Annotated in this window: 17 protein-coding genes; 12 read left to right on the top strand and 5 right to left on the bottom strand. The window is 71.3% G+C overall.

All coding sequences use genetic code 11. From position 1 onward, the window contains the following. Position 1: 1 nt before the first annotated feature. Together U9J66_RS24820 and U9J66_RS24815 are read right to left on the bottom strand one after the other, a co-directional pair. Positions 2–1,762: a helix-hairpin-helix domain-containing protein gene (locus tag U9J66_RS24820; protein ID WP_326338918.1), complete on the bottom strand. Its 1,761-nt coding sequence runs from the start codon at positions 1,760–1,762 to the stop codon at positions 2–4. Positions 1,763–1,859: 97 nt separating this feature from the next. Next, positions 1,860–2,390, bottom strand: coding sequence for a MarR family winged helix-turn-helix transcriptional regulator (locus tag U9J66_RS24815; protein ID WP_161110043.1), 531 nt, complete (start codon positions 2,388–2,390; stop codon positions 1,860–1,862). A 98-nt stretch (positions 2,391–2,488) separates the two neighbouring features. Here U9J66_RS24815 and U9J66_RS24810 point away from each other — a divergent pair, with 98 nt between their 5' ends. Further along, positions 2,489–4,750 carry an LLM class flavin-dependent oxidoreductase gene (locus U9J66_RS24810; protein WP_014911519.1) on the top strand — a complete coding sequence of 754 codons (2,262 nt, stop codon included), beginning with the start codon at positions 2,489–2,491 and terminating at the stop codon, positions 4,748–4,750. A gap of 31 nt (positions 4,751–4,781) precedes the next feature. On the opposite strand, the gene U9J66_RS24805 is transcribed toward U9J66_RS24810, so the two are convergent. Then, positions 4,782–5,735, bottom strand: a complete 954-nt coding sequence (locus U9J66_RS24805; RefSeq protein ID WP_326338917.1) for an aldo/keto reductase — start codon at positions 5,733–5,735, stop codon at positions 4,782–4,784. Positions 5,736–5,843: 108 nt separating this feature from the next. On the opposite strand from U9J66_RS24805, the gene U9J66_RS24800 reads away from it, so the two are divergent. The 4 genes from U9J66_RS24800 to U9J66_RS24785 all read left to right on the top strand — a co-directional run bounded on the left by U9J66_RS24800 (position 5,844) and on the right by U9J66_RS24785 (position 8,937). Next, positions 5,844–6,596 (top strand): MSMEG_4193 family putative phosphomutase, encoded by a 753-nt coding sequence (locus tag U9J66_RS24800; protein WP_017535720.1) that lies wholly within the window; start codon positions 5,844–5,846, stop codon positions 6,594–6,596. Between the two features lie 51 nt (positions 6,597–6,647). After that, on the top strand, positions 6,648–7,229 hold the full coding sequence (locus U9J66_RS24795) for a DUF3090 domain-containing protein (RefSeq protein ID WP_014909238.1): 582 nt from the start codon (positions 6,648–6,650) through the stop codon (positions 7,227–7,229). A 2-nt stretch (positions 7,230–7,231) separates the two neighbouring features. After that, positions 7,232–8,032, top strand: coding sequence for an SCO1664 family protein (locus U9J66_RS24790; RefSeq protein WP_378712983.1), 801 nt, complete (start codon positions 7,232–7,234; stop codon positions 8,030–8,032). Between the two features lie 137 nt (positions 8,033–8,169). Further along, a complete protein-coding gene (locus U9J66_RS24785) occupies positions 8,170–8,937 on the top strand; it encodes an HAD-IIA family hydrolase (RefSeq protein ID WP_042283525.1) in 768 nt (255 codons plus the stop codon). Positions 8,938–9,004: 67 nt separating this feature from the next. Here the strand turns inward: U9J66_RS24785 and U9J66_RS24780 are convergent, their stop codons facing one another. Continuing rightward, positions 9,005–9,388 (bottom strand): RNA polymerase-binding protein RbpA, encoded by a 384-nt coding sequence (locus tag U9J66_RS24780; RefSeq protein WP_017535724.1) that lies wholly within the window; start codon positions 9,386–9,388, stop codon positions 9,005–9,007. 654 nt (positions 9,389–10,042) lie between these two features. Between U9J66_RS24780 and U9J66_RS24775 the strand changes: the two genes are divergently transcribed. The 7 genes from U9J66_RS24775 to U9J66_RS24745 all read left to right on the top strand — a co-directional run bounded on the left by U9J66_RS24775 (position 10,043) and on the right by U9J66_RS24745 (position 16,311). After that, positions 10,043–11,356 carry an ATP-binding protein gene (locus U9J66_RS24775; protein ID WP_014909546.1) on the top strand — a complete coding sequence of 438 codons (1,314 nt, stop codon included), beginning with the start codon at positions 10,043–10,045 and terminating at the stop codon, positions 11,354–11,356. Continuing rightward, positions 11,356–11,760 (top strand): roadblock/LC7 domain-containing protein, encoded by a 405-nt coding sequence (locus tag U9J66_RS24770; RefSeq protein ID WP_014910217.1) that lies wholly within the window; start codon positions 11,356–11,358, stop codon positions 11,758–11,760. Before U9J66_RS24775 ends, U9J66_RS24770 begins: the two co-directional genes overlap by 1 nt. Further along, positions 11,757–12,116, top strand: coding sequence for a DUF742 domain-containing protein (locus U9J66_RS24765; RefSeq protein WP_014908978.1), 360 nt, complete (start codon positions 11,757–11,759; stop codon positions 12,114–12,116). Before U9J66_RS24770 ends, U9J66_RS24765 begins: the two co-directional genes overlap by 4 nt. Next, entirely contained in the window at positions 12,097–12,720 is a 624-nt protein-coding gene (locus tag U9J66_RS24760) for a GTP-binding protein (RefSeq protein WP_442789873.1), read from the top strand. The genes U9J66_RS24765 and U9J66_RS24760 overlap by 20 nt, the downstream gene beginning before the upstream one ends. Before the next feature lie 110 nt (positions 12,721–12,830). Then, positions 12,831–14,048: a cytochrome P450 gene (locus tag U9J66_RS24755; protein ID WP_014912542.1), complete on the top strand. Its 1,218-nt coding sequence runs from the start codon at positions 12,831–12,833 to the stop codon at positions 14,046–14,048. Beyond that, a complete protein-coding gene (locus tag U9J66_RS24750; RefSeq protein ID WP_017535729.1) occupies positions 14,048–15,304 on the top strand; it encodes a cytochrome P450 family protein in 1,257 nt (418 codons plus the stop codon). Before U9J66_RS24755 ends, U9J66_RS24750 begins: the two co-directional genes overlap by 1 nt. A 161-nt stretch (positions 15,305–15,465) precedes the next feature. Continuing rightward, entirely contained in the window at positions 15,466–16,311 is an 846-nt protein-coding gene (locus tag U9J66_RS24745; RefSeq protein WP_326338916.1) for a hypothetical protein, read from the top strand. A 71-nt stretch (positions 16,312–16,382) separates the two neighbouring features. On the opposite strand, the gene U9J66_RS24740 is transcribed toward U9J66_RS24745, so the two are convergent. Further along, entirely contained in the window at positions 16,383–17,792 is a 1,410-nt protein-coding gene (locus U9J66_RS24740; RefSeq protein ID WP_326338914.1) for a nucleobase:cation symporter-2 family protein, read from the bottom strand. Positions 17,793–18,021 lie beyond the last annotated feature (229 nt).

The following is an 18,021-nucleotide window of genomic DNA, read 5'->3' as shown; positions in this document are numbered from 1 at the left end:
GTCAGCCTTCGCGGAGGATCTGGACCAGGCGAGTGGTGCGCTCGGGCGCGAGCGTCTCGCGCACCCCGGTCGCCAACGCCCCGTCGGTGGCGTCCACCACCGACACGTGCCGGGTGGCGCGGGTCAGGCAGGTGTACACCTGAGGACGCGAGATCGGAACCTCGGGCGGGAAGACCGCGACCACGGCGGGCCACAGGCCACCATGGGCGGCCGCCACGGTGATCGCCCACCCGTGCCGCAACACGGACGGGTCCGTCACCTTCACCCGGGAACCGCCGGCCAGCTCCACCACGGCGCCCTCCGACACCTCGCGCAGGTATCCGGTGTCCCCGGGGCCGTATCCCGGCCCCTCGGCGGTCACCAGGATCCGGTCTCCCACGTCGAACCCGCCGTGCGCGCCCGGCCCCGGGTTCAGCAGTTCCTTGCAGGCGGCGTTGAGCGCGCGTGCGCCCGCCGGGCCGTCCTCCCGGGCGGTCACCACCTGAATCCCCTCGGAGGCCACACCCAGGGCCCGGGGGATGGAGTCGGTGACCAGCTGGGTCACCCGGTGGGCCGCCTCCTCCGCGGAGGAGGCCGGCACCCGGACCACCTCGCGCCCGGGGGCCTCGACCTCGGGCAGGTCGCCTGCGGCCACGGCCCCGGCCAGGACCGCCAGGGGCCCCGGTTCGGCGTCGTCGGCCAGGAGCGCCACGTGGGCGGTACGGGAGACGGCGACGTCCATCGCCACCCGCCCCGGGGTGGCCGAAGGGGCCTGGTCGGGGTCGGCCAACAGCACCAGGTGCGCGCCCTCGGAGCAGGCCGAGACCAGCTCGGCCATGCGGGAGGTGCCCACCGCCATCGACTCGTACAGCACCACGATGCCCGCCTCGATCGGGGCCCGGGCCAGGAGGGCGGGCAGCGACTCCACGTCGGGCGCGCCCTCCGCCCCCTCCTCGTCCGGCTCGCCCTTCGCGTCGACCACGGAGGCCAGGTCGGCCTCGGCCGCGGCGGCGGTCTGCGCCGTGGGGGCGACCACCGCCAGGCCCACACCGCTCTCCTTCGCGATGGCGGCGATCCCGAGCAGGGCGCGGGCGATCTCGGCGCGGTCACCGGGGCCGTGTCGTAGCACGGTGACCGGGCGCAGAGCCACCGTCACCAGGGCCTCACGGGTCTGTTCGGACAGGGGGAAGCCGCCCCGCTCCCGGGCGGCGTCGACGGTCTCGGTCGCGGTCAACGAGTCCATGACCGGATCGTTGGCGCCGATGAGCCGGGCCAGGCGGACGCCCAGACGCTGTTCGCGCTCACCGATCTCGGCGAGCGCGTAGAAACGTTCGGGGTCGGGCGGCTCGGGGATCCCGCCCTCCTCGAAGTCGAAGTCGTCGTCCGGTTCGTCGGTGCTCTCGAACAGCACCGCCTGCTCGCTCGACAGGGCCGCCTCCAGGGCGGCCATGGGGGAGGGGACGCCCAGCCGCCCGATCACCGTGGCGAGCCGCTTCTCCTCGACCGCGGTGTGGCCGCGCCCCGCCGCGGTGCGCAGGGTGTACCGGACCAGCGCGGCCAGACGACGGGGATCGTCCGGTCTGGTCTGGTCGCCCAGGTGGTGGCGGGCGCAGAAGTCGGCCTGTTCCAGGGTCACCCCCGGCAGGCGGAGCAGGAGCCAGGGGTCGGCGTCCAGCTCTGCGGCGGGCTGTGGACCCAGTACGGACACCAGTCGCGCCGCCAGAGCGCGCGGGGCGCCCATGCGGTCAAGGACGGCACTGACCTTCTCGACGGCCTCGGACACCGGTTCCCCTCGTCGTGTCGTTCGTGGACGTCAAGGAGCCTACCGACTCGCGGCGACGGTCCGGCTCGGGGGCGATCGGAGGGCGGGTCGGATCCGTTCAGCCGGCCCGATCGGAGGGGGCGGGCTCCTTCTCGCTCAGACCGGTCACCTGGAGGACCGCCTCGCAGGGGTCGGTGTCGGGGGAGTGCCGCCGCACGGAGACGGCGGCCGTGCTCGCCGAGGCCCGGAACAGGGCGCGGTGTTCCGGGGCCAGCCCACCGAGGAGCCGTTCCTCCACGTGTTCGACGACCTTCTCGGCCCGGGCCAGGACCGCCCGGCCGTGGTCGGTGGGGCGGACGCGGCGTGCCCGTCGGTCCTTGGGGTCGACCCGGCGTCGGACCAGATCGGCGGCCTCGAGGTCGTCGAGCAGGTAGGTCATGACGCTGCGGTCGATGAGCAGACGGTCGGCCAGGCAGGCCTGGGTGGGCGCCTCGCCCTCGGCCGCGATGGAGAGCACGTGGTAGCCGCGGCTGCCGTGCGGAAGGTCGGTGAGGGCCTGTTCGACGTGCTCGTGCCAGCGGCGGAGCAGAACGGCCAGGGACCACCCCAGGTTGTGTTCAGGGGCCCTGTCCGGGGTGGTGGGGTTCATCTGCTCACCGTATCAAGGGCGATTCGCGCGTCAGATAGGTTGTAGGAAATATCGTTTGTGATTTCAACGATTTCGCCGGACCGTGCCGAGGAGCGCCCATGACCGACTACGGACACCACCTGGAGTTCGGCACCTTCCTGACACCGACCTCCCGAGACCCCGAACACGTCGTCGGGCTCGCCGAGCGCACCGAGGCGGCGGGTCTGGACCTGGCCACCTTCCAGGACCACCCCTATAACCCGGAGCTCCTCGACACCTGGACCCTGCTCGGCTGGGTGGCCTCGCGCACCGAACGTCTTCGCGTCGCCGGTAACGTCCTCAACCTCCCCCTGCGTCACCCCACGGTCCTGGCCCGTGCCGCCGCCGGTCTCGACCTGCTCTCCCGAGGCCGGGTCGAACTCGGTCTCGGCGCCGGAGGCTTCCGGGAGGCCGTTCAGGGCATGGGCGGGGCCCGACGCACCGCGGGGGAATCGGTCGACGCGCTCTCGGAGGCCATCGACCTCATCCGCGCCGTCTGGGACGTCGACTCCGGTGGCGAGGTCCGCTCCTCGGGGCCGCACTACCCCGTCCCCGGCACCCCGCGCGGCCCCCGGCCCCACCACGACATCGGTATCTGGCTGGGCGCCTACAAACCCCGGATGCTCGGGCTCGTGGGGGCCAAGGCCGACGGCTGGCTGCCCAGCCTCGGCTACCTGGACCTGGCCGACCTGCCCGAGGGCAACAGGATCATCGACGAGTCGGCCGAGGCCGCCGGGCGTGATCCGCGCCAGGTCAGACGCCTGCTCAACCTGACGGGAACCTCCTTCTCGTCCGTATCCCGGGGTTTCCTCCAGGGGCCTCCCGAACAGTGGGTCGAACAACTCCTGCCACTGGTCCTGGAACAAGGGGTGGCCACCTTCGTCCTCGGCGGCGACGACCCCCGCGCCATCGACCTCTTCGGTCGGGAGGTGGCGCCCGCGCTCAGGGAGGCCGTCGAAGGCGAACGCGCCGTGAAGGGGACCCCCACCGGCCCCGCCCGGCCCGTCGCCGCCCTGGCCGCCCGCCGCCCGGGCATCGACTACGACGGGGTCCCCGCCGCCCTGCGCGATCTCGCCGTGGAGCCCGGCGACGGCGGCTACACCGGGGTGCGCCACGGCTACATGCAACGGGGTCGGCCCGGACTGGTCCTGCGTCCCACCGACCCCGAGCAGGTGGCGGAGGCGCTCGCCTACGCGCGGGAACAGCGGGTCCCCCTCAACGTGCGCTCCGGAGGTCATGGCATCAGTGGGGCCTCCACCAACGACGGCGGCATCGTGATCGACCTCGGCCGGATGAACGGGATCCGGCTCCTGGACCCGGACACCGGACGGGTCCGTCTGGGAACCGGGGCCCGCTGGGGCGACGTGGCCAGGACCCTCGGCGACCGAGGGTGGGCGATCAGCTCAGGCGACCACGGGGGCGTGGGCGTGGGCGGTATCGCCACCACCGGCGGCATCGGCTACATGTCCCGCGCCCACGGGCTCACCATCGACCGCCTCACCGCCGTCGAACTCGTCACCGCCGACGGTCGTCTCCTGCGCGTGGACCAGGACCACGACCCGGAGCTGTTCTGGGGGACGCGCGGCGCCGGGGCCAACCTCGGCGTGGTCACCGCCGTGGAGATCGAGGCCGCGCCGGTGGGGAACGTCGTCCTCGGCAGGTTCGTCTACGACGCCTCGGCCACGGCCTCCTTCCTCCGCGCCTGGGGGGAGATCGCCGACGCCGCCCCGCGCGAGGTCACGGCCTTCCTCACCCTGGGCGCGGGCCGCGGCGGTCAGGGGCCCGTCGCCCAGGCGATGGTGGTCTACGCGGGTGAGGACACCGACGCGGCCGTCGCCGCGCTCGAACCCTTCCTCAAGGCGGGGCCGGTCCTGGACCAGCGCGCCCAGGTGGCGCCCTACGCGGCCCTCCTGGTCCCGCACCAGGGTCCCCACGAAGGGCACGGGACCCCGGTCTCGCGCTCGGGGCTGATCGGGGAGACCACCCCGGAGATCGCCGAGATCGTCGCCGCCATGATCACCTCGGGCGACTCCTACTTCACCCAGTTCCGGCAGGTCGGCGGTGCCGTCGACGACATGGCTCCCGAGGCCACCGCCTACGCCCACCGTTCGGCCCGTTTCTCGGTGGCGGCGCTGGGGGCCCGCGCCGGGCGCCTGGACCGTCACTGGTCGGCCCTGGAACCGCGGCTCCAGGGGATGTACCTGAGCTTCGACACCCGCACCGGGCCCGAGGTGCTGGCCCAGGCCTTCCCCGAACCCACCCTGAGTCGGCTGCGCGCCCTCAAGGCCGTTCACGACCCGGACCAGGTCTTCGACCAGAACTTCCCGATCCCGCCCGCCTGAGCGGACCGACCGGGCCGGTCCCGGGCGCGGGTCAGCGCCCCGGGCCGGCCGTCGCGTCGTCCAAGGCGTCCCTGATCTCGGGTGGCAGCTCCACGCTCTCCACCGAGAGGATCTCCTCCAGTTGGGGGAGGGTACGCGGCCCCACCACGGCGGCGGCCACGCCCTCCTGGTCCCGGGCCCAGCTCAACGCCACCGCGGTCGGGGACACCCCGAGACCGTCGGCGGCGGTGCACACCGACTCCACCACCCGTCGGCTGCGGTCGTCCAGGTAGGGCTCCACATAGGGGGCCATGTGCGGAAAGGCGGCGCGCGAGTCCGCGGGCACCCCGTTGCGGTACTTGGCGCTGAGCACGCCCCGGCCCAGCGGAGACCACGCGATGACGTGGGCGTCTCCGGCCGCCGCGGCGGGGCGCAGGGCGCGCTCCGCCGACCGGTTGAGCAGGGAGTACTCGGTCCCGGCGCTCACCAGCGGCACCCGGCCGGGCCGTGCCCTCTGCCAGGTCGACAGGGTCGCGAACTGCCAGGCCTCCAGGCTCCCGGTGCCCACGTAGCGGGCCTTGCCGGAGGTCACCGCCGCCTCCATGACCTCCAGGGTCTCCTCCGGAGGGGTGCGGGGGTCGAACACGTGCAACTGCCACAGGTCCACGTAGTCGGTCTGCAAACGGCGCAGCGAGGCCTCCAGGGACGCCATCAGGTGGCGCCGGGAGGCGTCCACCGGGCGGTAGCCCTCGGGGGTGTGACCGCTCTTGGTGGCCACCACCATGTCCTCGCGCCGTACGGCCCCGCGCAGCAGCCGGCCCAGGATCCGTTCGCTCTGTCCGCCCGTGTAGATGTCCGCTGTGTCCACGAGAGTGCCTCCCGCGTCCGCGAACGCGGTGAGCTGCTGCCCGGCCTCCTCTTCGGAGGTGTCCTTTCCCCAGGTCATCGTGCCGAGAGCGGTACGAGACACCCAGAGACCTGATCTGCCCACCTGTCGCTGTTCCATGCGGCGGAGAGTACCGTGTCCGCCGAAGTCGGGTGGGGGAGACGGCGTGGAGAGGCCCGGGGCGGTCCGTGCCGGGACCGCTGCCCGCACGCGGCCTAGAGTGGGGGCATGGCGACAGCGGCTGAGACCAAGGACACCCCGACCGTCCCCGAGGCGGTCACCCTCCTGCTCGTGAGGCACGGCATGACCGACGCCACCGGCCCCCGGCTGGCGGGCCGGGCCCCGGGACTGCACCTCAACGACACCGGCCGGGCCCAGGCCGTCGACCTGGCCGGCCGGCTGGCCGGCCTGACTCCCGCGGCCCTGGTCTCCAGCCCCCTCGAACGCTGCCAGGAGACCGCCGAGGCCCTATCGGAGCGGATCGGCGTTCCCATCACCACGGACGAACGCTTCGTGGAGTGCGACTACGGTTCCTGGACCGGCCGTTCCCTCACGGAGCTGGCGGAGGAGCCCCTGTGGCGGGTGGTCCAGGATCACCCCAGCGCCGTGCGCTTCCCGGGCGGCGAGTCCCTCGCCGCGGTCTCGGCCCGGGCCACGGAGGCGGTCCGGGACTGGAACGGGCGCCTCCTCGCCGAGGCCGAGGGGACCGCGGGCTCCCCTCCCGTCTACGTGGTGTGCGGACACGGGGACGTGATCAAGGCGATCGTCGCCGACGCCCTCGGCGTCCACCTGGACCTCTTCCAGCGCATCCGGGTGGACCCCTGCTCGGTCACCTCCATCACCTACACCCGGACCCGACCCTTCCTCAACGGGCTCAACGAGACCGGGCGGCCGCTGGCCGGCGTCCTGCCCACGGCGAGGGAGGCCGGGGGCGACGCCCCGGTCGGAGGCGGGGCCGGAGGGGCCGAGGAGCCGGCCTGATCGGTCACCGGAGAATCGCACCCCGCCACCGTCATCCCGTAAGGTTCAGTCATGCCCGTCTTTCAGTTCAATCCGCCGGAACGGTTCATCGCGGGGACCGTCGGCCGGCCCGGGGACCGCACCTTCTTCCTCCAGGCAGTGGGGGAGGGTCGCATCACCAGCGTCGTGCTGGAGAAGGCCCAGGTGGAGGCCTTGGCCACCCGTATCGAGGAGCTTCTGGAAGAGGTGAACCGCCGGTTCGGCACCCCGCCCGGCGATGAGACCGCGCCCGAGGACGACGGCCCTCTGGAACAGCCGATCGAGCAGGACTTCCGGGTCGGAACGCTCGCCCTGGCCTGGGACGCCGAGGCCGCGCGCGTCATCATCGAGGCCCAGGAGATCGACGAGACCGCCGGCGAGGAGCTGGTCGAGGACGACGAGGACGAGTTGGAGGTCTTCGCGGAGGAGGCCCCGCCCCACCGTGACGTCCTGCGGGTCTACCTCACCCCCGGCGAGGCGCGCGCCTTCGCCGTCCGCGCGCTGAAGGTCGTCTCGGCCGGGCGTCCCGACTGCCCGCTGTGCGGGCGTCCGTTGGACCCGGAGGGGCACATCTGCGTCCGCCAGAACGGTTACCGTCCGGACCGCCTCGTCTGACCTTGGACACCGACGACACCACCGGATCCCGGCCCGCCGAGGCGCCGGGATCGGGCCCCTCCCCGGCCGACTTCGACGGGATCGACCCCGCCGAGGCCGTGTCCCTGTTGCGCGAGGGCGAGCTCACGGTGGAGGGGCGGTTGACCTCCGCGTCCAACGCCACGCTCTACTGCACGATCTCCGACGGCGTCCGTTCGGCCGCCTGCGTCTACAAACCGGTGGCGGGGGAACGGCCGCTGTGGGACTTTCCCGACGGCACGCTGGCCGGCCGTGAGGTGTCGGCCTACGCCGTCTCCGAGGCGCTGGGGTGGTCGGTGGTCCCGCCCACCGTCCACCGGGACGGCCCCTACGGCGAGGGCATGGTCCAGCTCTGGGTGCACGGCGACACCACCGTCGACCTGATCGCCCTGTCCCGGGAGACCGGGCACGCGGGGCTGCGCCGTATGGCGGTGCTGGACACGGTGATCAACAACTCCGATCGCAAGATCGGGCACTTGTTGCCCACCCCCGGTGGTCATCTGTACGGGTGCGACCACGGTGTGTCCTTCGCCGAGGAGTACAAGTTGCGCACGGTCCTGTGGCAGTGGCGGGGCGAGCCTCTGACCGAGGAGGCGCTGGAGGCGCTCACCCGGCTGCGGGAGCGGCTGGAGGACGCGGAGGACCCCCTGTCCGTCGAGCTGGCGCGCCATCTGACCGGCCCCGAGGCCTACGCCGTGCGGGCCAGGGTGGAACTGCTGCTCCACCATCGTGTCCACCCCTACCCCTCGCCGGATTGGCCCTCGGTACCGTGGCCGCCGGTCTGACCCGGAACGGGTGGATGGACCGGGTGTGAGCAGTGTCTAACGCCCGACCTGCGACTACCGGGGGGTAGGAATGGCGTCGCCCTCACCCCGCCCGGCACAATGGTGTCGTGAGCAACGAGTGGAACTACCTTTTCGACATGGACGGCGTGCTCGTACGCGAGGAGCACCTGATCCCCGGCGCGGACACGCTCATCGCGGAGCTGCGCGAGCAGGGGACCCCGTTCATGGTGTTGACGAACAACTCCATCTACACCCCGCGTGACCTGCGTGCTCGACTGCTCAACACGGGGCTGGACATCCCGGAGGAGTCCATCTGGACCTCCGCGCTGGCCACCGCCCAGTTCCTCCAGACCCAGCGTCCCGGCGGTTCCGCCTACGTGGTGGGAGAGTCGGGCCTGACCACCGCGCTGCACAACGTCGGCTACGTGATGACCGAGCGCGACCCGGACTACGTGGTGCTGGGGGAGACCCGTACCTACAGCTTCGAGGCCATCACCCGGGCCATCCGGCTCGTGCGCGGCGGGGCCCGCTTCATCGCGACCAACCCCGACGAGACCGGCCCCAGCGCCGAGGGGCCGCTGCCCGCGACCGGTGCCGTGGCGGCGCTGATCGAGAAGGCGACCGGTCGACGTCCCTACTTCGTGGGCAAGCCCAACCCGTTGATGATGCGCTCGGCGCTGCGTCGGATCGGCGCGCACTCGGAGAACACCCTGATGGTCGGCGACCGGATGGACACCGACGTGCTCAGCGGACTGGAGGCCGGGTTGCAGACCGTCCTCGTGCTCTCGGGCATCTCGGACCGGGACACCGCCGACCACTTCCCCTACCGGCCCACCCGGGTGATCGGGTCGGTCGAGGAGCTGGTGGGGCACACGCAGGACCCCTTCCAGACGGCCGAGGGCTGACCGGAGGGACCCCGGACACGACGGCGGGGGCGGTGGACTCCACGTCCATCGCCCCCGTTCCGTCGTCTCAGGCGCTCTGCCGCTGCTTGGCGATCTCCTCGACCTTCGCCGCCTCCTCGCGGCGTCGGGCTCGGAGCAGTTCCAGCCGTTCGGCGAGGACCTCTTCCAGGTCCTCCATGCTCCGGCGTTCGAGCAGCATGTCCCAGTGGGTCCGTACCGGCTTGGTGTTCTTGGGTTCCTCACCACCGCCGTCGCGCCGCAGCGCGCGGTCGCCGCAGAAACGGCATTCCCATTCGGCGGGGATCTCGGCCTCGGTCGCGAAGGTGACCGAGAAGCGGTGACCCCGGGTGCAGTCGTATGTGACCTCCTGGCGGGGAGCCAGGTCGGTGTTGCGGTCGTTCTCGTAGCTCGTCGCCCCGAGCCGGGTGCCGCGAAGTGCTCGCTCGGCCATCGTGTGGGTGCCTCCAGGCGCTCGTGCGGTCTCGCGGGGTGTAACGCGTCGGTCCACGTCAAGATTCCCCGCTCACCTGAGGTCGAACCACCCCGAAGTGGGCGGGTGCCCCGCGTGTGCCGTGGGAGCCGGAGAGAGCGGGCTCCACGGCACCGGTGACCTGAACCACCTTAGGGGTCGACCATCGAAAGTCGCCTCACCGCCCTCGGCATGGCACGAAGTGTCGTACGCCGTTTCCCCGTTCACCCGGATCCGTCCCGTCGACGCAGTTCACGATATGCGCGCGGCGAATCGGAACGGTGTTTTCCGAGGTATTGCGAGTGTGGTTCCCAAAGGCCCGTCGAGAGCCGGAAGCCCTGCGGTGACGGGCGTACAGAGGCCTTCCCGGGGGAATGCATTGTTCATTGGCGCGATATGAGAGGCCGGAGGGTTTGGTGGTATGTTGTCTCGCTGTGTGCTGAAAATGCGGGTCGGAGTATTCTTTGTCCCCGCTCTCGGCGCATCTTCGCACGTGGATCGCGGTTTTCTCCAGGCCTGACCTTCGGCGTGCGCGAAGAATGACGACGCGGCCGGACATGGAGCCCCATGACTGCTGGACCACCACCCCCCGGTGGAGCATCGTCTCCGAAGTCCACGGCACCACGATGGCTCCTGATGCCCGCGCTCATCGCGCCGCTCTGGGGCTGGGCGCTGTGGGAGACACGCTCCGAAGGGTCGCTCGCCGTGCTCATCGCGGGCGGCCTGGCACTTCTGCTCGCCCTCGTGGCGGCACTTCTGCTCGCGGCCCGCGATCGGCGGATCGCCGAACTGCGCTCCCAGGTCGACAGGGTGCGCTCCGACACGGTCGCCCTCTCCGAGGAACACCTGCCCCGCCTGGTCGGACGGCTGCGCGAGGGAGATTCCGCGGAGACCGCCCTGCACAGGATCACACTGCCCGAGGACCCCGGCGTCGCCGGCGCGCTGCGGACCGCCGCCGCCGAGATCGCCCTGGCCGAACGTCGGCGCTCCGCAGCGATGGCCGCCTGCGCCACCGCGGCCGGCCGGGTCCAGGCCCTGACGACCACCATGCTCGCCGACCTCCGTCAGATGCAGGAACGCCACGGCGGAGCGGAGAGCGGCCCCGACGTCCTGGGCGACCTGATGCACCTGGACCACGTCACCGCGCAGACCGGACGTGTGGCCGACAGCATCGCCGTGCTCACCGGGGCCCGCTCCGGCAGGCGCTGGAGCCGCGCGATCCCGATGGAGAGCATCCTGCGCGGCGCCATGGGCCGGATCGGCGCCTATCAGCGGGTCCGGACCCACAGCGTCTCCCGGCTGGCGGTGGCCGGGTTCGCGGCCGAAGGCGTCATCCACGCCCTGGCCGAGATCCTCGACAACGCCGCCAAGTTCTCCCCGCCCACCGCCGAGGTCCACGTGCACGTGGAGGAGGTCCAGGCGGGCGTGGCGATCATGGTCGAGGACGGCGGACTGGTCATGGGCGAGGAGGCCCTCGGGCGCGCTCGACGCGCGGTCGAGAACGGGCTGGACATCGCGGCCATCTCCGGAACCCGTCTGGGCCTGTCGGTCGTGGGACAGCTCGCCCGACGCTACGGCCTCTCGATCTCCTTCCGTTCCTCCTCACGCGGTGGAACGGCCGTCGTGATGCTCCTGCCCCAGCGCATCATCAAACCGCTCCCCGCCTCGACCGGCCCCACACCGGTCGTCTCCTCCTCACCGTCGGCCACGCCCCGGCCGGACGACACGTCCTCGGACGAGGACACCGACACCCCCTCCGCAGACGCCGGGTCCACGACCCTCCTCCCCAACGGACTGCCCCGGCGCCGTCGGGGACGGACCCTCGCCGCGGCCGAGCGCGCCCGTCCCACCCTCGCGGAGAGTGCGCCCCGGACCCCCTCCAAGGGGTTCGGCGCGTTCCGTGAGGCGGTGCGGGGCCAGGGACCGACCGACCCCTTGAAGGAGACATGATGGATCTCAAGAAGCTGACCTGGCTCCTCGAAGGCCTCACCGAGCGCACCCCCGGTGCCCGTCACGCGCTCGTGCTCTCCCGAGACGGTCTCAAGCTCTGTCACACCGCGAGTCTGGACGTCGACCGGGCCGACCACCTCTCCGCGATCGCTTCGGGGGTGCAGAGCCTCGCGCACAGCGCCTCGATCGAGTTCGGCGACGGCGGGGGCGGGGTCCGTCAGGCGATGGCCGAGTTCTACGGCGGTCTGCTGTTCATCGTCGAGGCCGGACACGGCACCCATCTGGCCGTCATCACCGACGGGGAGGCCGAGCCCGGGCTGGTCGGTCACAACATGAACGAGCTGGTCGAGCAGATGGGCGAGCACCTGACCACCCCGGTCCGTGCCGGGACCGAGACGGCATGAGCCGGTCGCACCGGGACGAGGGGCCGGACCGGCTCTACGTCATCACCTCCGGGCGCAGCGGCGGCGCCGACGAGGCGTTGGACTCGGTGACCCTCATCGTCGCCGAGAGCGCCCCCTCGCCCGGAATGCAGTCCGAGCACGCCGCCATCCTCGAGCTGTGCGCGAGCCCTGTGGCGGTGGTCGAGGTCGCCGCCCACCTGCGTCTGCCGGTGGCGGTCGTGCGCATCCTGCTCACCGACCTCATCGACACCGGCCGGGTGACCGCCCGTCATCCGGCCTCCGCGCCCACGTGGGCGCACCCCCTCGCCTCGCCGGACGTGTTGGAGAAGGTGCTCGTTGCGCTCCACAAGCTCTGAACCCGCGGACGTGGACGGGGTCGGCCCGCCGTCGTCCCCGCTTCCGAACACCGCCTCCCAGGCCCTGAAACTCGTCGTCGTCGGAGGGTTCGGCGTCGGCAAGACGACCATGGTGCGCTCGGTCAGCGAGATCCGTCCGCTCGACACCGAGGAGACGATGACCAGGGCCGGGGCCGGGGTCGACGACCTTCAGGGTGTGGAGTCCAAGCACACCACCACCGTCGCCTTCGACTTCGGTCGCATCACCCTGGACGCCACCTCGGTCCTCTATCTCTTCGGAGCCCCCGGCCAGAAACGTTTCTGGTTCCTGTGGGAGCGCATGTTCGTCGGTGCCCTGGGGGCGGTCGTGCTGATCGACACCCGCCGCCTGGAGGACTCCTGGTACGCCATCGACCGGTTGGAGGCGCAGGGCACCCCCTTCGTGGTGGCGCACAACGACTTCGGGGCGACCGCCCACTCCCTGGAGGAGGTCCGCGCCGCCCTGGACCTGGACCCGACCGTCCCCCTGCTGCGCTGCGACGCCCGGGACCGGGACTCCGCCAAACAGGTCCTCATCTCCCTCGTCCACCACGTCCGCTCCCTGGTCGAGAAGGGGGCCGGGTGACCTCCGGCCCCGCGCCCCCCGAGGAGACGAGTCCCTCCGGACCACACCCCTGATCCCGTTTCCGGAGCCCGACGGGCTTCGATCGACCTAGACGTGGAGAAGAACCCCCTGTGCCCACCGACGAACCGGTCAAGCTGTACACCCCGGAGTTCCGGGAGGACACCGCCGTCTCCTTCCGGCGGTTGAGAGAGCGTCACGGACCCGTGGTCCCGGTCCTCATGGAGGGAGACCTGCCGGCCTGGCTGGTCATCGGATATCGAGAGCTCCACCATGTGCTCACCACCCCCTCGGTCTTCGCCCGGAACCCGAGCCGATGGAACGCCTGGGACCGGGTGCCGCCGGACTGGTCGATGATGCCGGTCGTCATGCCCCTGCCGAACATGCTCTCGGCCGAGGGGGAGGAGCACGCGGCCCGGGCCCGGGCGGTCAACGCCGCGTTGGGCGGGGTCGACCCGCACGAGCTGGGCGTGGTCACCGAACGGCTGGCCGACCGGCTCATCGACGCCTTTCGAGGATCGGCGGAGACCGAGCTCATCACCACGTACGCCGACCGGCTGCCGGCCCTGGTCCTGTGCTGGATGTTCGGTCTGGACGGCGAACGGGGCGACCGGCTCACCTCCGTGATGACGACCGTCTTCGACGCCGGCCCCCGGGTCATGGAGTACTACATGGAGATGGCGACCACGGTCGGAGGCCTGGTCGCCGAGCGCAGGGCCCGGCCGGGGCCCGACGTGGTCTCCCGTCTGGCGGCCGACCCGCGCGGCTACACCGACGAGGAGATCGTCCCCGAGCTGCTGGCCATCCTGGGCGGAGGCCACCAGACCACCAGCGCGTGGATCGGCAACGCGCTGCGCCTGATGCTCACCGACGACCGTTTCTCCGCTTCCTTCTCGGGAGCCCGCAGCAGTGTGGGGGAGGCGCTCAACGAGGTCCTGTGGGAGGACTCGCCCTCCCAGATGCAGGCCGGACGCTACGCCGCCCACGACGTCGACCTGGGAGGTCGGCGGATCCGTGAGGGGGACATGGTCCTGCTCGGCTACGCGGCCGCCAACCAGGATCCCGTGGTGCGCTCGGCCCGAGGGCGGGACGAGCGGGCCAACCACGCCCACCTGTCCTTCTCCCACGGCGAGCACGGTTGCCCGTACGCGGCCAGGACGATCTCCGAGACCATCGCGGCGACCGCGGTCGAGGTCCTCCTGGACCGGTTGCCGGACGTCGAGCTCGCCGTCGCCCCCTCCGAGCTCCGTTGGCGCCCCTCGCCCTGGCTCCGCGGGGTCCAGAGTCTTCCCGTCACCTTCACCCCCGCGAGCCCCGAAGGAGCTCTTTGATGCCCTGTCCCGTGCAGCACAACGCCGACGGAATCCCCCTCGTCCACGCGATCCCCGACGACGTCCAGGCCGATCGCGAACGCCTTCACCAGGAGGGTCCGCTGACCCGGGTCGAACTCCCCGGCGGGGTCATGGCGTGGGCCACCACCCACCACGAGGTCAGCAAGCAGACCCTCAACGACCCGCGCCTGGTCAAGAGCGTCGACCACTGGGCGGACTACCAGAACGGCGTGGTCACCAAGGAGTGGCCCCTGATGGCCACCATCCCCACCGACGGGGTCAACATGCTCGCCTTGGACGGCGACGCCCACCGTCGTCTGCGCACCCTCACCGCGGCGCCCTTCTCGGCCCGGCGGGTGGAGCGGCTGCGTCCGCGCATCGAGCGCCTGACCGCCCTGTACCTGGACGCCCTGGAGGAGCGGGCCCACGAGCCCCAGGACCTGAAGTCCCTGTTCACCTTCAAGGTGCCGATCGGCGTCATCGCCGAGCTGTACGGGATCGAGGAGAAGGAGGGCGTCGACCTCGGCGAGATGTACGCCAAGCTCTTCTCCGGCACGACCGAGCCCGGCGAGCACATCGAGATCTACGGGGCCCTGTTCCAGTTCTTCACGGAGGTGGTGGCCCGTAAGCGCGCCACCCTGGACGAGTGCGACGACTTCACCGCCGACCTGATCAGGACGGGATCGGAGGGCGAGGACGGCCTCGACGACATGGAGATCGTCGTCACCCTGCTCACGGTGGTCGCGGCCGGACACGAGACCACGGTCAACCTGCTCACCAACGCGGTCCGGGCGCTCCTCAAGCACCCCGAACAGCACGAGCTGCTGAAGAGGGGCGAGGTGAGCTGGGAGGACGTGGTCGAGGAGACCCTGCGCTACGACCCGCCCAACAACGTCATGATGTTCCGCTTCGCCACCGAGGACATCGAGGTGGCCGGACGGACGATCAAGAAGGGCGAGGCCCTGATGACGCACTACGGGGCGGCGACCCGCGACCGCGCCGAGTTCGGCGAGGACGTGCACGTCTTCGACCCGAAGCGGACCCGAGGCCGCCACATCACCTTCGGCTACGGTCCGCACATCTGCCCGGGCGCCCCGCTGTCCCGGCTGGAGGCGGGGATCATCCTGCCGATGCTCTTCGAGCGTTTCCCGGACCTGCGCCTGGCCGTTCCGGACGAGGAGCTGGAGGTCGTCGCGGCGCTGGCCAGCAACAGCCTCAAGGAGTTCCCGGTCGTCCTGCGGCCCCGGGACGCCTGAGAAAACGTGTGAGATGGGCCGTCCCCGTCGGGGGCGGCCCACGTCACGTTCCGGCCAGGGGATGATCAGAAATCATCTAAAAGCGTGTGAAACCGGACAGTAGATGGGTCCCGTCCCCGAGAATCGGCATTCCTGGTGTCGTTCCCGGGGGGTACGAGTACATGTCGGAACGTGGCGCGGCGGCGGCCCTCGTCCTGCTCCTCCTCGCCACGGCCTGCGGGCCCGTCGAGGAACACCCCGGATCGGGGAACCCGCTCGAAGACGCGCCCGGACCCACGCTGAGCCCCCCGCCGGCCGACGAGACCGGATCTCCCGAGCCCGGGAAGGACGAACGTCCCATCGGAAACGCCGCCGAACCCGAGGACGCCACCGAGTACATGATGGCCCTGGCCCGCTTCGACGACCCCGAGGCGATGCGACGCGGGACCGCGTTGGCGGTCGAGGACTCCGCCGCCCACCTCTATCTGCGCCACTTCGCGCAGGTCGCCGCCGCCCTCGACGAGGCGGGGGAGATACCGGACGCCGCCTCGGTGGAGCCCGACGCCGACGGTTTCGAGGTATGCCCGGCCGAGCCCGCGCCGGGCACCTGTGCCCGCTTCACCGACTTCACCACCGAGGAGGGGCTGGTCACGGGATTCCGGATCGACGACATCGACCCGGGGGAACGGCTGGTCTCGGCCCAGGACACCACCGCCGGCTCCGCGGGGGTCGAGGCCCGGCTGATCACCGCCTACCGGTCGATCACCCGCGACGACCTCGTCGTCACCGCGGAGTTCACCACCACCGACGACGCCGATCTCGACCTTCCCGGAGCCTCATACACCACCACCGACGGAGAGCGCAGACGTGCCTCCGAGGCGATCGGCGATCACCACCTGGAGGGGGGCCGGACCACGCAGACCATGCTCGCGTTCCCCGCCGGCACCCCGCTCGGAGGCCGACTCGCGGTCGGCGGCTGCCTGGCCGAATGCTCCTCCCGAGTGGACCTGGAGATCCCGGTCGGTTGACCTGGGCCGAGAACGGGGACGGGGCGCCGACGAACGTCGACGCCCCGTGTGCCCGCGGGGGAGGTGAGGGGTCAGCCCCCGACCCCGGAGGGTTCCGCCTCGTCGGGTGCGGGTTCGGGTGCGGGTTCGGGGGACTTCCTCCGACCGGAACCCAGGACCTCGAAGAAGACGTTGAGCAGCAGCGCGGAGATCGTGGCCGTGACCACCCCCGAGCTCAGGATCATCGAGGCCCAGTCCGGGAAGGCGGAGAAGAACGTGGGCGAGGCGATCGACAGGATGCCGAGTCCGAGGGAGACCGCCACGATGATCAGGTTGTTGGTGCCCTCGTAGTCCGCCTTGCCCAGGGTCTGGATGCCCGCCGCGGCCACCGAACCGAACAGCACCAGACCGGTGCCGCCGAGGACGGCCGAGGGGATCACCGCCACGATCTGACCCAGGAACGGGAAGAGCCCCATTGCGACGAGGAACGCCGCCCCCGTGGCCACCACGTAACGGCTCTTGACCCGGCTCAACGCGATGAGACCGATGTTCTGGCTGAAGGTACTGCCGGGGAAGGAGTTGAACAGCGGACCCACGACCGCCATGGCGGCGTCGGCGCGGAGACCGTCCGCCAGACGTCGACCATCGATCCTGCTGCCCACGACCTGGCCCACGCCGAGGATGTCGGCCATACCCTCGGCCAGGATCACCACCATCACGATCGACATCGTCACGATCGCGGCGACCTGGAACTCCGGCGGACCGAAGTGGAAGAAGGCGGGCAGGGAGAAGGCCGGCCCCTCGCCCACGGAACCGAGGTCGAGACGGCCCAGGGACGCGGCGAGCAGAGTGCCCAGCAGCATGCCGATGAGGATCGCCGAGCGGTTCCACGCACCGCGCAGGACCTTGGTCAGTACCAGGATGATGGCCAGGGTCGCCCCGGCCAGGAGCATGTCGACGCCGGTGGGCACGCCGTCCTGCCCGCCCTCGGTGATCCAACCGACCGCCACCGGCATCAGCGTGATGCCGATGATGGTGATGACGCTGCCGGTGACGACCGGCGGGAAGAAACGGATCAGCCCGGCGATGACCGGTGCGATGAGGATGCCGAAGAGCCCCGCCACGATCGACGCGCCGAAGACGACGGGCAGGCCGTGGGAGTCGCCGATCGCGATCATCGCGGTGACCGGGGTGAACGAGGTGCCGATGACCAGCGGCATCCGGATACCGAAGCGCCACACGCCGAGTGTCTGCACCAGGGTCATCAGGCCGCTGACCAGCAGGGCCGCGCTGATGATGAGGGCGGTATCGGTCGGGTTCAGGCCCAGAGCGGCGGCGACGATCAGCGGCGGGGTGATGACGCCCGTGTACAGCGACAGGATGTGCTGGAGGCCGTAGACGACCATCTGCCGAAGCGGTGGTCTCTCGTCCTCGGGGCGCTCGTCGACCGCGCGGCCCCGGTCGTCGGAGCGGGTGTCCGTGCCGCCCTTGGGGAACTTCATCGTGGCTGGGCCTTCCGGGGTGGTGCGGTGCGGGAGGGCGCCGAACACGGAGGCCGTGTCGTCGCGCGCCGGGCTCGGAACATGACGCCGAGCGGTCAAATCATCGGATGATCCGAATCAACATGCAAATTCGGGGTGAACGGTTGTAGAAAGACACCAACGCCCTCCGTTTCGAATTCGCTCCCCTCCGTATCCGTCCCGGGGCGTGCGCATGGCCTCCGCCGCGGTC

It is taken from the genome of Nocardiopsis sp. LDBS1602 (genome assembly GCF_035818715.1).
GTDB lineage: Bacteria > Actinomycetota > Actinomycetes > Streptosporangiales > Streptosporangiaceae > Nocardiopsis > Nocardiopsis alba.
This window is presented reverse-complemented; position numbering and strand designations above follow the sequence as displayed.

Bases quoted from the DNA above. Each gene is read 5' to 3' on its own strand.
- U9J66_RS24800 (WP_017535720.1), top strand. From the start codon at position 5,844: ATGGCGACAGCGGCTGAGACCAAGGACACCCCGACCGTCCCCGAGGCG.
- U9J66_RS24775 (WP_014909546.1), top strand. From the start codon at position 10,043: ATGCCCGCGCTCATCGCGCCGCTCTGGGGCTGGGCGCTGTGGGAGACA.
- U9J66_RS24770 (WP_014910217.1), top strand. From the start codon at position 11,356: ATGGATCTCAAGAAGCTGACCTGGCTCCTCGAAGGCCTCACCGAGCGC.
- U9J66_RS24805 (WP_326338917.1), bottom strand. From the start codon at position 5,735: ATGGAACAGCGACAGGTGGGCAGATCAGGTCTCTGGGTGTCTCGTACC.
- U9J66_RS24740 (WP_326338914.1), bottom strand. From the start codon at position 17,792: ATGAAGTTCCCCAAGGGCGGCACGGACACCCGCTCCGACGACCGGGGC.
- U9J66_RS24815 (WP_161110043.1), bottom strand. From the start codon at position 2,390: ATGAACCCCACCACCCCGGACAGGGCCCCTGAACACAACCTGGGGTGG.
- U9J66_RS24785 (WP_042283525.1), top strand. From the start codon at position 8,170: ATGGACGGCGTGCTCGTACGCGAGGAGCACCTGATCCCCGGCGCGGAC.
- U9J66_RS24780 (WP_017535724.1), bottom strand. From the start codon at position 9,388: ATGGCCGAGCGAGCACTTCGCGGCACCCGGCTCGGGGCGACGAGCTAC.
- U9J66_RS24750 (WP_017535729.1), top strand. From the start codon at position 14,048: ATGCCCTGTCCCGTGCAGCACAACGCCGACGGAATCCCCCTCGTCCAC.
- U9J66_RS24765 (WP_014908978.1), top strand. From the start codon at position 11,757: ATGAGCCGGTCGCACCGGGACGAGGGGCCGGACCGGCTCTACGTCATC.
- U9J66_RS24810 (WP_014911519.1), top strand. From the start codon at position 2,489: ATGACCGACTACGGACACCACCTGGAGTTCGGCACCTTCCTGACACCG.
- U9J66_RS24745 (WP_326338916.1), top strand. From the start codon at position 15,466: ATGTCGGAACGTGGCGCGGCGGCGGCCCTCGTCCTGCTCCTCCTCGCC.
- U9J66_RS24795 (WP_014909238.1), top strand. From the start codon at position 6,648: ATGCCCGTCTTTCAGTTCAATCCGCCGGAACGGTTCATCGCGGGGACC.